At 60.1% G+C, this 13,987-nt stretch carries 11 protein-coding genes; 8 read left to right on the top strand and 3 right to left on the bottom strand.

Going from position 1 to position 13,987, the window contains the following annotated elements:
- The first annotated feature begins 59 nt into the window (after positions 1–59).
- The 5 genes from dprA to CHB75_RS10150 all read left to right on the top strand — a co-directional run bounded on the left by dprA (position 60) and on the right by CHB75_RS10150 (position 6,566).
- On the top strand, positions 60–1,214 hold the full coding sequence (gene dprA, locus CHB75_RS10170) for a DNA-processing protein DprA (protein WP_089270447.1): 1,155 nt from the start codon (positions 60–62) through the stop codon (positions 1,212–1,214).
- Positions 1,215–1,737: 523 nt separating this feature from the next.
- Positions 1,738–4,470 carry a type I DNA topoisomerase gene (gene topA, locus CHB75_RS10165; RefSeq protein WP_089270446.1) on the top strand — a complete coding sequence of 911 codons (2,733 nt, stop codon included), beginning with the start codon at positions 1,738–1,740 and terminating at the stop codon, positions 4,468–4,470.
- A gap of 116 nt (positions 4,471–4,586) precedes the next feature.
- Positions 4,587–5,135 carry a L,D-transpeptidase gene (locus tag CHB75_RS10160; RefSeq protein ID WP_089270445.1) on the top strand — a complete coding sequence of 183 codons (549 nt, stop codon included), beginning with the start codon at positions 4,587–4,589 and terminating at the stop codon, positions 5,133–5,135.
- A 97-nt stretch (positions 5,136–5,232) separates the two neighbouring features.
- On the top strand, positions 5,233–5,937 hold the full coding sequence (locus CHB75_RS10155; protein ID WP_089270444.1) for a CoA transferase subunit A: 705 nt from the start codon (positions 5,233–5,235) through the stop codon (positions 5,935–5,937).
- Positions 5,937–6,566: a 3-oxoacid CoA-transferase subunit B gene (locus CHB75_RS10150; protein WP_089270443.1), complete on the top strand. Its 630-nt coding sequence runs from the start codon at positions 5,937–5,939 to the stop codon at positions 6,564–6,566. Before CHB75_RS10155 ends, CHB75_RS10150 begins: the two co-directional genes overlap by 1 nt.
- Before the next feature lie 127 nt (positions 6,567–6,693).
- On the opposite strand, the gene CHB75_RS10145 is transcribed toward CHB75_RS10150, so the two are convergent.
- On the bottom strand, positions 6,694–7,566 hold the full coding sequence (locus tag CHB75_RS10145) for an S-methyl-5'-thioadenosine phosphorylase (protein ID WP_089270442.1): 873 nt from the start codon (positions 7,564–7,566) through the stop codon (positions 6,694–6,696).
- A 218-nt stretch (positions 7,567–7,784) separates the two neighbouring features.
- On the opposite strand from CHB75_RS10145, the gene CHB75_RS10140 reads away from it, so the two are divergent.
- On the top strand, positions 7,785–9,413 hold the full coding sequence (locus CHB75_RS10140) for a SulP family inorganic anion transporter (RefSeq protein WP_245840878.1): 1,629 nt from the start codon (positions 7,785–7,787) through the stop codon (positions 9,411–9,413).
- A 78-nt stretch (positions 9,414–9,491) separates the two neighbouring features.
- Here the strand turns inward: CHB75_RS10140 and CHB75_RS10135 are convergent, their stop codons facing one another.
- Positions 9,492–10,100: a flavin reductase family protein gene (locus tag CHB75_RS10135; RefSeq protein WP_089270440.1), complete on the bottom strand. Its 609-nt coding sequence runs from the start codon at positions 10,098–10,100 to the stop codon at positions 9,492–9,494.
- A 76-nt stretch (positions 10,101–10,176) separates the two neighbouring features.
- On the opposite strand from CHB75_RS10135, the gene CHB75_RS10130 reads away from it, so the two are divergent.
- Together CHB75_RS10130 and CHB75_RS10125 are read left to right on the top strand one after the other, a co-directional pair.
- A complete protein-coding gene (locus tag CHB75_RS10130) occupies positions 10,177–10,659 on the top strand; it encodes a GNAT family N-acetyltransferase (protein ID WP_089270439.1) in 483 nt (160 codons plus the stop codon).
- 49 nt (positions 10,660–10,708) lie between these two features.
- Positions 10,709–11,461 carry an EcsC family protein gene (locus CHB75_RS10125; RefSeq protein WP_089270438.1) on the top strand — a complete coding sequence of 251 codons (753 nt, stop codon included), beginning with the start codon at positions 10,709–10,711 and terminating at the stop codon, positions 11,459–11,461.
- Positions 11,462–11,744: 283 nt separating this feature from the next.
- Here the strand turns inward: CHB75_RS10125 and ptsP are convergent, their stop codons facing one another.
- Positions 11,745–13,982, bottom strand: coding sequence for a phosphoenolpyruvate--protein phosphotransferase (ptsP, locus tag CHB75_RS10120; protein WP_089270437.1), 2,238 nt, complete (start codon positions 13,980–13,982; stop codon positions 11,745–11,747).
- Positions 13,983–13,987: the final 5 nt, after the last annotated feature.

Genomic DNA, 13,987 nt, shown 5'->3' with positions numbered 1-13,987 from the left:
CCTTCATCATCCATTAACCAATCGCGCGCTATCAAGACTCAGCAAGCGACGGAGCCAGGATGACCGAAGATACCCTTTCTTCCACTCACCCCCTACTCCCACCCACCACGGAAGATGATCGGCTGGACTGGCTCCGTCTCTTGCGCTCTCGCCGAGTTGGCATCTCTACATTTTATCGAATGATGGCCGAACACGGATCGGCCGGTGCGGCGCTTGCCGCGCTGCCGCAGATTGCAGCTGAAGCCGGTGTCATTGACTACTCCATATGCCCTGAAGGCGTGGTTCATGCCGAGTTGAAAGCTGCACGGCACGCCCGCGCACGTTTGATTTGCCGCGGTGAGGCGCTGTATCCATCCGCGCTGTGCGACCTGGCGGATGCGCCACCCATGATTTGGGTCGTCGGCGATCCCTCCGTTCTTGACCGTCCCATGGTGGCAATGGTTGGCGCGCGCAATGCCTCTTCGCTGGGCACTCGTATGGCCAAGGCGCTGGCGGGCGGCCTTGGGGAGCAGGGCTATGTCGTGGTCTCCGGGCTGGCGCGCGGTATCGATACCGTCGCGCACCTTGCCAGTCTTGGCACCGGGACGGTCGCGGTCATGGCGGGCGGGGTTGATGTGCTGTATCCCTCGGAAAACGCCAGGCTGGGCGAGGATATCGTGGCGGCGGGCGGGTTGCGGGTCAGCGAAATGCCCATCGCCATGCAGCCTCAGGCGCGGAACTTCCCGGTGCGCAATCGTATCATTTCGGGCCTGGCCCGGGCGGTGGTGGTGGTAGAAGCCGCAGGAAAGTCCGGATCTCTGATCACTGCCCGCTGTGCCCTGGATCAGGGACGCGAGGTCCTGGCGGTGCCAGGGCATCCCTTCGATGCGCGCGCGGCGGGCTGCAACATGCTGCTGCGGGATGGGGCTACATTGGTGCGCAACGCCGATGACGTGATCGAAGCACTGCCCGCGTTCGAAACGCTTCGATGGCAGCCCCATTTCGAGCTGCCGATACCGCCAAAAACGCCACCGCCCGATCGCCGCAGTCTGCAGGCCACTGCATCGTTGCATAGCCAGATCCTCGCACGGCTCGGGCCGTCGCCCTTGGCCGAAGACCAGTTGATCCGCGATGTCGGCGTGTCATCAAAAGACGTGTCACCGGCCCTGACAGAACTTGAACTGGAGGGACGGATTCTTCGCCAATCCGGTGGCTTGCTGTCACGTGTTGACTAGCCGCATGGATCTAGGCGCTGCCTTGGGTATAGGCGTAATTGGGCAATCATTGCACGCCGACTGGTTACGTCGGTCCGGTCGGCATGGCGTAGTCCCATTGCGCTTAGAGCACCCGGACCGGCGCCACAATTCTGGTCGTCACGCGAACGCCGCGCCTTTTGTCAAGGGCTGCTACAAGATCCTTAAAACCAACTTCACCCGAGTGTGGCAGGCGTCCCGCAAGAACAGCAGCGACGCCCGAACGCCCATTCGGCATGCGAACAGAGCATACCCATTAATGTAGCGTGATCCACCGAATCACGCTTGGGGGGCACTCCTGCACATGGCGAGGAAAAGAGGGAAAGGCATTGTAATCATTTATAAAAGCTAAAGTGGTATCCCCCAACACTTAGTGTGCCGGCCTTCTCTCCCAGCAGGCCTGCGTGCAAACAGCCAAGTCGTTCGAATTGACAATTCCCGCTTGCACCCCACATGCTGCCCCGCCATACGAGCCTCAGACTTTTTCCCGAAAGGTGCGCATTTCATGCCCGTCGTCGTTGTCGAATCCCCGGCTAAAGCCAAGACAATCAACAAATATCTGGGCTCGGACTACACCGTTCTGGCGTCCTATGGACACGTTCGCGACCTGCCGGCCAAGGACGGTTCGGTCGATACGGAAAATGGTTTCGAGATGATCTGGGAGGTCGGCAACGACTCCAAGAAGCATATGAAAGCCATCGCCGATGCGCTGGCCAAGGACAATTCGCTGATACTTGCCACTGACCCTGACCGCGAGGGAGAAGCGATCAGTTGGCACCTTCAAGAGGCGCTTACCAAGCGCAAGTCGATCAAAAAGGATACGGCTGTCAGCCGCGTCACCTTTAACGCGATCACAAAGGCCGCCGTGACCGAGGCCATGAAAAACCCGCGCGAGATCGATGCGCCTCTGGTCGAGGCCTATCTGGCCCGCCGCGCTCTAGACTATCTTGTCGGCTTCAACCTCTCGCCGGTACTCTGGCGCAAACTGCCGGGTGCGCGTAGCGCCGGGCGCGTGCAATCCGTCTGTCTGCGCCTGATCGTCGAGCGCGAGATGGAGATCGAGGCCTTCAAAAATCGCGAATACTGGTCTGTGAAGGCGCTGTTTTCCACTCCTCGTGGGCAGGACTACGAGGCGCGCCTGACCGTGCTGGCAGGCAAAAAGCTCGACCGCTACGACATTGAAAACCGTACCCAGGCCGAACTGGCTGTACAGGCGGTCACATCCCGGGAGCTGACCGTGAAATCGGTCGAGGCCAAGCCGGCTTCCCGCAACCCTTCGGCCCCCTTCATGACCTCGACTCTCCAGCAGGAGGCGAGCCGCAAGTTCGGCATGGGCGCCAAGATGTGCATGTCCGCCGCGCAGCGTCTCTATGAGGCCGGGCACATCACCTACATGCGAACCGACGGCATCGACATGGCCCCCGAGGCTGTGCAGGAGGCGCGCGCCGCGATCAAGGATCGTTACGGCGATAACTATGTCCCCGCCAGCCCGCGGATCTACAAGAACAAGGCCAAGAACGCGCAGGAAGCCCACGAATGTATCCGCCCGACGGATATGGCCAAGGATGCAGCCGCGCTGAAACTGAGCGACGCCGATCAACGCAAACTCTACGATCTGATCTGGAAGCGCACGCTTGCCTGTCAGATGGAAGGCGCGCGACTCGAGCGTACCACCGTCGATATTTCCAGCCGTGACGGGCAGATTGAGTTGCGCGCGACAGGGCAGGTTGTGTTGTTTGACGGTTTCCTCAAGGTCTATGAGGAAGGCCGCGACGATGTCGGCGACGAAGATGACAACCGCCTGCCGCAGATCAGCCAGGGCGAACCGGCGGCCTTTGCCAAGGCGGGTTTGAAGGAACAATTCGCCAAGGCGACCACCAAGGATGACGACGTTGTCGAGGCGGACAAGAGCCCCTCGGCCGTTCTGTCGGACAACACCTCCGTGCTGGCGCTGCAAAGCTTTACCCAGCCGCCGCCACGCTACACCGAGGCGACGCTGGTCAAGAAGATGGAAGAGCTCGGCATCGGGCGCCCGTCGACCTATGCATCGGTGATCACGACGATCCAGGACCGCGAATACGTGCGCAAGGACAAGAATCGCCTGTTCCCCGAGGATAAGGGGCGCATCGTCACGATCTTCCTGCTGAACTTCTTCAAGCGCTATATCGAATACGATTTCACTGCCGCACTGGAAAACGATCTTGACCATGTGAGCGCCGGCGAGGCCGATTACAAAGATGTGCTGATGCGCTTCTGGAAGGATTTTTCGGTCGCGATCGCGGAAACCTCTGAACTGCGCATCACCGAGGTTCTCGATGTGCTGGACGCGGCCCTTGCGCCACAGCTTTACCCGCCACGTGAGGACGGTTCGGATCCGCGCAGTTGTCCTTTGTGCGGTGAGGGGCAGTTGCACCTCAAGACATCCCGTTCGGGCGGATTTGTTGGCTGTGGCCGTTACCCGGAATGCCGTTACACACGTCCCATTGGGGGGGATTCCGCCGAGGGCGGCGATCGTGTGCTGGGTGAAGACAATGGTGATGAGATTTCTCTGCGCTCTGGCCGGTTCGGGCCTTATGTGCAGCGCGGCGAGGCGACGGAAGAGAACAAGAAACCGCCGCGCGCCAGCCTGCCCAAGGGCTGGGCGGCGGACGCCATGGATCTGGAAAAAGCGCTGACCCTTCTCAGCCTTCCGCGCGAAGTGGGCAAACACCCCGAAGATGGCGAACCCATCGAGGCAGGGATCGGGCGTTACGGACCCTTCGTCAAACATGGCAAGCTGTATGCCAACCTCAAAGAGGTCGACGAGGTCTTCGAGATTGGTATCAACCGTGCCGTTGATGTGCTGGCGCAGAAACTTGCCTCGCGTGGGGCGGGGCGTGCGGCTGTCAAGCCGCTCAAGGAGCTGGGCGAACATCCCGAAGGTGGCGGACCCGTGAACGTTATGGAAGGCCGCTATGGCCCCTATATCAAATGGGAAAAAATCAACGCCACGCTGCCGAAAGAGACGGAACCGGCAGATGTGACGATGGAGCAGGCGGTCGCCCTGATCGCCGAGAAGGCAGCTAAAACGGGCAAGAAGGCTCCGGCCAAGAAGGCCGCTGCGAAAAAGGCACCGGCCAAAAAAGCCGCAGCCAAGAGCAGTACCGCAAAAACGACCGCAGCCAAAAAGCCAGCAGCCAAAAAACCAGCGGCGAAAAAGGCACCTGCCGCGAAGGCAGAGCCAAAAGACGCCGAGTGAGCAAGCTGTTGTGACCTTTCCGCCGATTACATTTTGATTCAAGAATATGTGATTGGTATCTTGCCTCTTTTACCCGCAGGTTCGGGCAAAAGAGGCATGCGCAGAAAGGCACTTTCATGGTCTATAAACCCAACCGCCGTACCCTGATCGCGGGGGCGGCGGCATCGCTTTTGCCACTGCCCGCTCTGGCAAACAGTGGCGCGCGCAATAACATTTCCAGCTTTTCCCGGCAGGATTGGCGCGACCATTTCGAGTCGCTTGGCAAGGGGGCTATCGTCTGCGACACGACCAGCCGCGCGTTGCATTACTGGAACGCGGATGGCAGTGATTACCGGATCTACCCGACGTCTGTGCCCAAGTCCGATGAGCTTACCAAGCGGGGCTATACCGAGATCGTGCGCAAAAAGGTCGGCCCCACCTGGACGCCGACCGCCAGCCAGCTTGAGCGTTTTCCTGACTGGAAGCCTGTTGCAGCCGGTGCGCTGGACAATCCGCTTGGCACCCATGCGATGTACCTTGGTTGGCCGGCTTACCTGATCCACGGAACGCAGGACACGCGCAAGATCGGGCGACGCTCCTCGGACGGTTGTATCGGCCTGTTCAACGAAAAGATCGCCGAGCTGTTTGACGTCACCCTTGTTGGCACTCAGGTGCGCCTGATCTGATGCTGCTCCGCAGAAAACACGGGGCGCTGGACTGACCCTACGTTGACTCTCCTGCGGCTGCGCGGCACAAAACGGGCAATCAGGTGAGGAGTTTTCAATGAAGAAAGTCTACGGATCAGCAGCAGAGGCCCTCGACGGTCTGCTGTTCGACGGCATGTTCATCGCCTCGGGGGGCTTCGGTCTCTGCGGCATTCCGGAACTGCTGTTGCAGGCCATCAAGGAGGCCGGAACCAAGGATCTGACCTTTGCGTCCAACAACGCGGGCGTCGATGATTTTGGTATCGGGATCCTGCTGCAGACGAAGCAGGTCAAAAAGATGATCAGCTCGTACGTAGGCGAAAACGCTGAATTCATGCGCCAGTACCTGTCGGGCGAACTAGAGCTCGAATTCAATCCGCAGGGCACCCTGGCCGAGCGGATGCGCGCCGCCGGCTGTGGCATTCCGGGCTTCTACACCAAGACCGGCGTTGGCACACAGATCGCCGAAGGCAAGGAACACAAGGATTTCAATGGTGAGACGTTCATCATGGAAACCGGCCTGTTCGCGGACCTTTCCATCGTCAAGGCGTGGAAGGCCGACACCACCGGCAACCTGATCTTCAACAAGACGGCGCGCAACTTCAACCCGCCTGCGGCCATGTGTGGCAAGGTCTGCGTGGTCGAAGTCGAAGAGATCGTACAACCCGGCGAGCTTGACCCCGACAAGATCCACCTTCCGGGCGTCTATGTGCACCGTATCATTCAGGGTCAGCACGAAAAGCGCATCGAAAAAGTCACCACACGCAAGAAGGAAGACGCCTGATGCCTTGGGATCGCGAACAGATGGCTGCCCGTGCGGCGCAGGAGCTGCAGGACGGCACCTATGTGAACCTCGGTATCGGTATTCCGACGCTGGTCAGCAACTACATCCCCGAAGGGGTTGAGGTTACGCTGCAGTCTGAAAACGGCATGCTGGGCATGGGGCCCTTCCCCTATGAGGGTGAGGAAGATCCCGACCTGATCAATGCGGGCAAGCAGACGATCACCGAACTGCCGCACACATCGTATTTCGACAGCGCGATGTCCTTTGGCATGATCCGCGGCGGCAAGATCGCGATGGCGATCCTCGGCGCGATGGAAGTGGCCGAAAACGGCGATCTGGCCAACTGGATGATCCCCAAGAAGCTGGTCAAGGGCATGGGCGGTGCGATGGACCTCGTGGCCGGTGTACAGCGGGTGGTCGTGGTCATGGATCACACCAACAAGGCGGGTGAATCCAAGCTGCTCAAGGCTTGCACGCTGCCGCTGACAGGCACGGGTGTTGTGGACCGCATCATCACCAACCTCGGTGTTCTGGACGTGGTCGAAGGCGGCCTGAAGATCGTCGAATGCGCCGAAGGCGTGACAGAAGCCGAATTGCGCGCCGCCACTGAAGGCACCATCGTCGGTTAATTCCAGTATCGCCGGCAAAATAGTGAGGGCGATACACGGTCCAACGGGGCGGAGACGCGGCTGAACAGACGTGTTCTGTCGCCTCTCCGCCTTATTTGCACAGGCATATTACGGTGACGGTTCCCGTTCAGAGCACCCGGCCCGCCACCGCGTCGAGACGCGCGATCAGGGCGGGGTCCCGTTTGTCCGGTGCCGTCAGAATGGCCCCTTCAAGCGCGTGATCGCAACCGTCGGGGCATGGCGCGCGACCTGATCCCAAAGCCGTAGCAAGGCTGGCAACCATTTCCTGACCCTTTCGCGCATTGCCGGTCAGGATACGGATGATCTCGGCCAGATCGACGGTGCCGTGTCCGACATGCCAACTGTCGTAGTCGGTGATCATGGCGACGCTGGCGTAGCAGAGTTCGGCCTCGCGGGCGAGTTTGGCCTCGGGCATGTTGGTCATGCCGATCACATCGGCCCGCCAGACGTCGCGGTACATCACCGACTCGGCCCGGGTCGAGAACTGCGGCCCCTCCATCGCAAGATAGGTGCCACCACGATGTACCCTGATCCCGGCGGTGTCCGCCGCGGCGGCACAGGCGGCCGCAAGCCGCGAACAGACCGGATGCGCGACCGAAACATGCGCCACACAGCCGGTGCCAAAAAAGGATTTCTCGCGTGCAAACGTGCGGTCGATGAACTGGTCAACGACAACGAAATCCCCCGGGGCCATCTCTTCGCGGAACGATCCGCAGGCCGAGACCGAGATCACGTCAGTGACCCCAAGCCGTTTGAGCGCGTCGATATTGGCGCGGTAGGGCACGGTCGAGGGTGAATGCACGTGCCCGCGTCCATGCCGAGGCAAAAAGGCCATCGGGACACCGTCCAGAACGCCTGTCAGAAGCTGGTCGGACGGTGCGCCCCAGGGGCTGTCGACCGTGATCCATTCAGCGTTCTGCAACCCCGGCATTTCATAAAGGCCAGAGCCGCCGATCACGCCTATTTTCGTTTCGGTCATCGTCGTCCCCTGCTTTTGTGTCACTAAATATGTGCCGGGTGGTTCGGCGGTGCGCAACCGCAACCTTGAATGGGGCCGGATTTGGCCAGATTTAACGTGCTATTGGTGTCAATTGCGCTATTTGCGGTGCGAGGCCGCGCGTTTCGCCACCCGTTGGGTGGTCTTTAATGCTGCAGTGCAGTATTAGCGCAGGCAAACCGAATACGAGGATTCCGACAGTGCCTAGAACCATTCTGGCGAATTTCGCCAATCGCATCTCATTGCCAGACCTCAACCTGCTTCCGCCTGAGCGGCTGACACCCTCGCGCCTGCGGATCGAGATCCTTTCTGGTCTTACGGTTGCGCTTGCACTGGTCCCCGAGGCGGTTGCTTTTGCCTTTGTCGCAGGGGTGCATCCTCTGGTCGGGCTTTATGCGGCGTTTCTGGTCGGCTTGATCACTGCGGTGATCGGTGGGCGTCCGGGGATGATCTCCGGCGCGACCGGTGCGCTTGCGGTGGTGATGGTGGCGCTGGTGGCGCAGCACGGTGTCGAATACCTTTTCGCGACCGTGGTACTGATGGGCCTGCTGCAAATTTTCGCAGGCGTGATGCAATGGGGCAAATTCATCCGGCTGGTGCCTCATCCGGTGATGCTGGGCTTCGTGAACGGCCTCGCCATCGTGATCTTTCTGGCGCAGATGTCGCAATTCAAGGTGCCGGGTTCGATCGTGAACTCCGGGCACGGGATGAGCGGTGGCACTTGGCTTTCCGGGATGCCGCTTGTGACCATGCTGGCATTGGTGGCACTGACCATGGGGATCATCTGGGCTATGCCCAAGATCACCAAGATCATTCCCGCACCACTGGCCGGAATCGGCATCGTGGCGGCGCTGGTCATCGGCTTTGGCATCGATGTGCCGCGCGTCGGTGATCTTGCGTCGATCCAGGGGGGGCTGCCTTCGCTCCACATACCGATGGTGCCGCTGAACTATGAGACGCTGCAGATCATCCTGCCTTATGCGGTCATTCTGGCAGCTATTGGCCTTATTGAATCGCTTCTGACGCTGAACCTTGTGGGCGAGATGACTGGCACGCGGGGCGGCGCATCGCAGGAATGCATCGCACAGGGGATCGCGAACACCGTGACCGGGTTCTTTGGGGGAATGGGTGGCTGTGCGATGATCGGACAGTCGATGATCAATGTGAAATCGGGAGGACGTACGCGGATTGCCGGTATCGCCGCCGCACTGTTCTTGCTGAGCTTTATCCTTTTCGCATCACCATTGATCGAGCTGATTCCACTGGCGGCGCTGGTCGGTGTGATGTTCATGGTGGTGATCGGCACCTTTGCCTGGAACTCGCTAACCATTCTGGCGCGGGTCCCCAAGATGGATGCTTTCGTGATCATTCTGGTGACCATCGTGACCGTCTATGAAGACCTCGCCGTGGCAGTGGTTGTCGGGGTCATCGTCTCCGCGCTGGCCTATGCGTGGAACAATGCGCGGCGTATTCACGCCAAAACCTACACCACGCCGGAAGGCGCGCGGGTTTATCAGGTGCAGGGGCCGCTGTTCTTTGGGTCGGCCGAAGGGTTTTCCGAGATGTTTGATATCAGCGGGGACCCTCAGACGGTGATCATCGATTTTGCTGACAGCCGTGTGGTGGATCAATCCGCCCTGCAGGCGATCGAGGCGCTGGCCGGGAAATACGAAGCCGTAGGCAAACGTATACAGCTGCGTCACCTCAGCCGTGATTGTCATAAGCTGTTGAAAAAGGCCGGCCACCTGATGGTCGATAGCGATGATGACCCCGATTATGCGCTCGCGGTCAACTACGGTGTGCGCACAGGGATCCTGGGCGGGCACTGACGCAAATATGCCCGCAGGGACGGAGAAGTTCCTCCGCCCTTGCGGGAAGCCCTGATTTCTTTGGCTTAAGGCCGGAGTTCAGGACTGTCCGGGACGGTTCAGGCTGAAGGTCTCGCGGATCACCGCGTAATCCTTGTAGCCAAGCCGTGTCAGCGGATTGAACTTCAGGATATCGAACAGACCGTCGACGATGCAATCGTCGCGCATATGCACGCCGGTAACTTCGCCGAATACGGCAAAGTTGGCTTCTCCAGGCAGTTGCACGATCTGGGTCAGCTTGCATTCCAGGCTGGCCGGTGCGCGGGCGACGCGGCTGCAGGCTACCGTTTCGCAGGGTGCACGCTCGATTCCCGCCAGGTCGAATTCATCCGTTTCCTTTGCCCAGGCACCGGAGCTCTGGTTCATCGCATCGCGCATCGCGTATTCGACGATGTTCACGCAGAACACGCCAGTGTCGCGGATATTGGCGACGCTGTCCTTTGTGTCGCCGCGATCTTCTTTGGCCGAGGTCGACGCGAACATGACCTGGGGCGGCGTGTAAGCCACTGCGTTGAAAAAGGAATAGGGCGCGAGGTTCTCTGATCCGTCTGCCCCGCGGGTCGAGATCCAGCCGATGGGGCGTGGTGTGACGATGGCGTTGAACGGATTGTGCGGCAGGCCGTGGCCTTCGGAAGGTCGGTAGAACATGAATGCTTTTCTCCTGTTTGCCCAAGGCGTTGCACCGTGATAGGCGGGATTTGCCCTGAATGCACGAGGTACGCCTGTGTTCGTCCTGAAAAAAGAAAGCCCCGAGGATTGGTGGGAGGTCGAAGCGCTCTTCGATCTCTGCTTTGCGCCGGGGCGAACAGCGCTGTCTTCCTATCGGCTTCGCGATGATGTCCCGCCTGTTGCTGCGTTGGGGCGTATCGCGCGGGACGAAAACGGCATTCTTGGCGGCGCCATACGTTATTGGCCCGTCCGTGTCGGTCAAGCCGATGTGCTTTTGTTGGGCCCTATCGCGGTGCATCCCACCGCACAGGGAGAGGGGCTCGCCGCAGCAATGATCCGCGACAGTCTCGCGCAGGCGGCCGAAAGCTGGGACAGGGTGCTTCTGGTCGGGGATCTGCCCTATTATAAGCGCTTTGGCTTTTTCCGCCTGACAGGGGTGGAAATGCCACCGCCGACCAACCCCGACCGGATCCTGGGCTTTGATCTGAGGCCCGGTGCCTGGGAAGGTATCTGCGGGTCGGTGACGCGGGTCGCTTGAAACCGGCAATGCGTGCCCCAATGTTAATCGGGCAAACAGGAGGCAGCAGATGACTGGCACCGATCTTGTCGAAGTGGTGGATATAGATCTGGAACTGACCGCGCTGGCGCGGCGGCACAAAGGCGCCGGCGGCCTCGGTCTGCAGGTGTTGAACTTTGTTGGTGGTCAGGCTGAGAATTTGCTGGAACGGCTGCCCGACAGGGTCAAGGACCGGCTTGAGGATGCGACGGCCCGTGCGCTGAACGTTGCGATGCGCGCGGCGAGCCAGTCCCGTGGTTTGGTGCCGGACCAGAAGGGCTGGCTGAATACTGCGATGACGACGGCCATGGGCGCAATGGGGGGGGCAGGGGGCCTTCCTACCGCGCTCGCCGAGCTGCCCGTCACCACAACTGTCCTGCTGCGAACGATTCAGGGAATTGCCTTTCAACATGGTTTCAATCCTGACGACCCCGATGTCCAGAAAGAGTGCCTTTTGGTCTTTGGGTCCGCCGGGCCACTGGCGGCCGATGATGGTGCCGACATGGCTTTTCTTTCGGCGCGCGTTACGTTGACCGGGGGAACGGTGCATGGGCTGATCGCCCGTGTCGCGCCACGCCTTGCCACCGTGCTGGGCCAGAAACTGGCGACTCAGACTATACCCGTGATTGGCGCCGTTGCAGGGGCGGCTACGAATTATGCCTACACCAGCTACTATCAGGAAATGGCGCATGTGCACTTTGGCCTGCGCCGTTTGTCGGAAAAATCCGGCCGCACTCGGGCGGAACTTGTGGAAGATCTTCGCGGTGCCATCAACGCTTTGTGAAGAAATCGCGTTATGAAAAGCTCACGCGAGTCGTTAGCCGTTAACTATATGTTAAGGTTAACGTGGTGACGTAGTTGCACAGCTAAGGTTGGGGAACCAAAGCTAGCCCTGCGTCTCACCGCCAAGACCCTAAGGCCCTGTAGCACGGCAGATGCGGCAGGCGCGCCAGTGGTCGAGGCACCCCCCCATGGTGGGACGCAGGGACCCATTTCCTACTTTCAAAAACTGTATGTGTTCTGGCAAGCAGGGCCGGAACTGTTCCTGTGCGGCGTATTTGTAATTGTTACGCTCGGTCGCGCAGAAACTCCATCACAGCAGGGCGCACGGACTGATCGCCCTGCACCTTTGCATTGGCGATCACTGACCGAAGGTCATCCAGATTAGTGCGCATCATCAGATGCTTGACCGGACCGATCGATGCCGGGCGCATTGATAGAGACTGCAGTCCGATGGCCGCAAGACAGATCGCTTCAATCGGACGGCCGGCGTCCTCGCCACAAAAGGACAGATGGGTGCCAGTTTCGCGACAGCGCTCGACGATGGTCTCAAGGAAGCTCAGGAAACTTACGTTCAGTGTGTCATAACGCCTCCGCACGCGCTCGTTTTCCCGGTCTGCGGCAAAGAAGAACTGCTTCAGGTCATTGCCGCCGATCGACAGAAACTCGACCTCTTCGAAAAACTGCCGTGGCGCAAAGGCAAGGCTGGGTGTCTCCAGCATCGCCCCGACTTCCAGCTTTGACGGGATTGGATGTCCGAGAATGTGTTCGCGCTCCAGCGCCTTGTTCATCTCGGCGCGCGCCGCTCTGTATTCCTCGAACTGGGCAACAAAGGGGAACATCACCGTCAACGGACCGCCTTCGGCAGCGCGCAGAAGCGCCTGCAACTGCATGCGCAGCACGCCGGGCTTGTCCAGTCCTACGCGGATCGCCCGCCATCCCAACGCCGGGTTCGGCTCGTCATTGGGCTTCATGTAGGGCAGCACCTTGTCCGACCCGATGTCGAGCGTACGGAACACTACGCGGCGCCCTTGGGCCGAATCCAGAACCCGCTTGTAAAGCACGGCAAGTTCGGTCCGGCGCGGCATCTGGTTTCGCACCAGAAACTGCAATTCGGTTCGAAACAGGCCGACCCCTTCGGCGCCCGAAGATACCAGGCTCGGCAAATCCGCCATAAGCCCGGCGTTCATGTGCAGTTCGATCCGGGCTCCGCAGGCCGCCACGCAGGGCGTTTCGCGGATGGACGCATAGCGTTCCAAGGCCTGCGCCTGCATCGCGATCTTGTCGCGAAAGGCGCTGACCACGGTATCATCTGGGCGCAAATGCACGATACCCTGATCGCCATCAATCATCACATGATCGCCGTTCAGCGCCTCGTTTGTGATCCGCCCCGCATGCACCACAAGTGGAATCGCCAGCGCGCGGGCGACAATTGCCGCGTGGCTGCCAACCGAACCTTCCTCGAGAACGATGCCCTTGAGACTGCGGCCATATTCCAGCAACTCTCCGGGGCCGATATTGCGCGCGATCAGAATGGGATCGCTTGGCATGTCGGCACCGGTTTCCTTGCCTTGTCCGGTCAAGATGCGCAGCAATCGGTTGCTGAGGTCGTCCAGATCCTGCAGCCGTTCGCGCAAATAGGCATCCGTGACCTGTCCCATCCGTGCCCGGGCCGACGATTGTTCTTTTTCTACCGCCGCTTCTGCCGACAGGCCGCGGGTGATGTCCTCTTCCATCCGGCGCATCCAGCCTTTGGAGTTGGCAAACATCCGGTAGGCCTCGAGTATCTGCACCTGTTCCGGATCAGCGGCACCTGCGAGCAGTTGATCGACGCTGACCCGCAGGGTCTCGACCGCCTCGGCCAAGCGTTCATTTTCCTTTACCGGATCGTCTGTCACAAAGTTGGTCACGACTACGCGTGGTTCATGTAGCCAGACATGGCCTTCGGCTGTGCCTTCCTGACCCGTGGTGCCGCGCAGCAGAACAGGCTGTGTATGCCGAGCAGTCAGCGCAGCACCTTCGCCTACGAAAGCGCCCAACTCGGCCATCTCGGCCAACACCATGGCGACGACTTCCAGCGCATAGACCTCGTCAGAAGTGAATTCCCGCGCCACCTTGGACTGCACCACCAGAACGCCCAGCTTTTCACCTAGCCGCTGTATTGGCACGCCCAGGAAGCTGGAATAGATCTCCTCGCCAGTCTCGGGCATGTACCGGAAGCCGCGTTGAGATGGCGCATCGGCGGTGTTCATCAAATGGCCTGTACGCGCGACACGCCCCACCAAGCCTTCACCCAGCTTCATCCGAGTCTGATGAACGGCTTCAGCCTTCAGGCCCTCGGATGCGCACAACTCAAGCGTTTCAAGGTCCCGGAACAGATAGATCGAACACACTTCGGTGCCCATTGAATCCGCGGTCAGGTGGGTGATCTTGTCCAGCCGTGCCTGACCTGCGGCCTGTTCAGCCATGGTGTCGCGCAGCCGACCCAGCAGTTTGCGGCTTTCGCTCTCCGTCCGGTCGGCCATACCAA

This window comes from Puniceibacterium sediminis, assembly GCF_900188035.1.
Classification (GTDB): Bacteria; Pseudomonadota; Alphaproteobacteria; order Rhodobacterales; family Rhodobacteraceae; genus Puniceibacterium; species Puniceibacterium sediminis.
This window is presented reverse-complemented; position numbering and strand designations above follow the sequence as displayed.

What these genes read in the sequence shown, in the direction of transcription:
- topA (WP_089270446.1), top strand. Translation starts at nt 1,738, where the DNA reads ATGCCCGTCGTCGTTGTCGAATCCCCGGCTAAAGCCAAGACAATCAAC.
- CHB75_RS10125 (WP_089270438.1), top strand. Translation starts at nt 10,709, where the DNA reads ATGACTGGCACCGATCTTGTCGAAGTGGTGGATATAGATCTGGAACTG.
- ptsP (WP_089270437.1), bottom strand. Translation starts at nt 13,982, where the DNA reads ATGGCCGACCGGACGGAGAGCGAAAGCCGCAAACTGCTGGGTCGGCTG.
- dprA (WP_089270447.1), top strand. Translation starts at nt 60, where the DNA reads ATGACCGAAGATACCCTTTCTTCCACTCACCCCCTACTCCCACCCACC.
- CHB75_RS10150 (WP_089270443.1), top strand. Translation starts at nt 5,937, where the DNA reads ATGCCTTGGGATCGCGAACAGATGGCTGCCCGTGCGGCGCAGGAGCTG.
- CHB75_RS10145 (WP_089270442.1), bottom strand. Translation starts at nt 7,566, where the DNA reads ATGACCGAAACGAAAATAGGCGTGATCGGCGGCTCTGGCCTTTATGAA.
- CHB75_RS10155 (WP_089270444.1), top strand. Translation starts at nt 5,233, where the DNA reads ATGAAGAAAGTCTACGGATCAGCAGCAGAGGCCCTCGACGGTCTGCTG.
- CHB75_RS10135 (WP_089270440.1), bottom strand. Translation starts at nt 10,100, where the DNA reads ATGTTCTACCGACCTTCCGAAGGCCACGGCCTGCCGCACAATCCGTTC.
- CHB75_RS10160 (WP_089270445.1), top strand. Translation starts at nt 4,587, where the DNA reads ATGGTCTATAAACCCAACCGCCGTACCCTGATCGCGGGGGCGGCGGCA.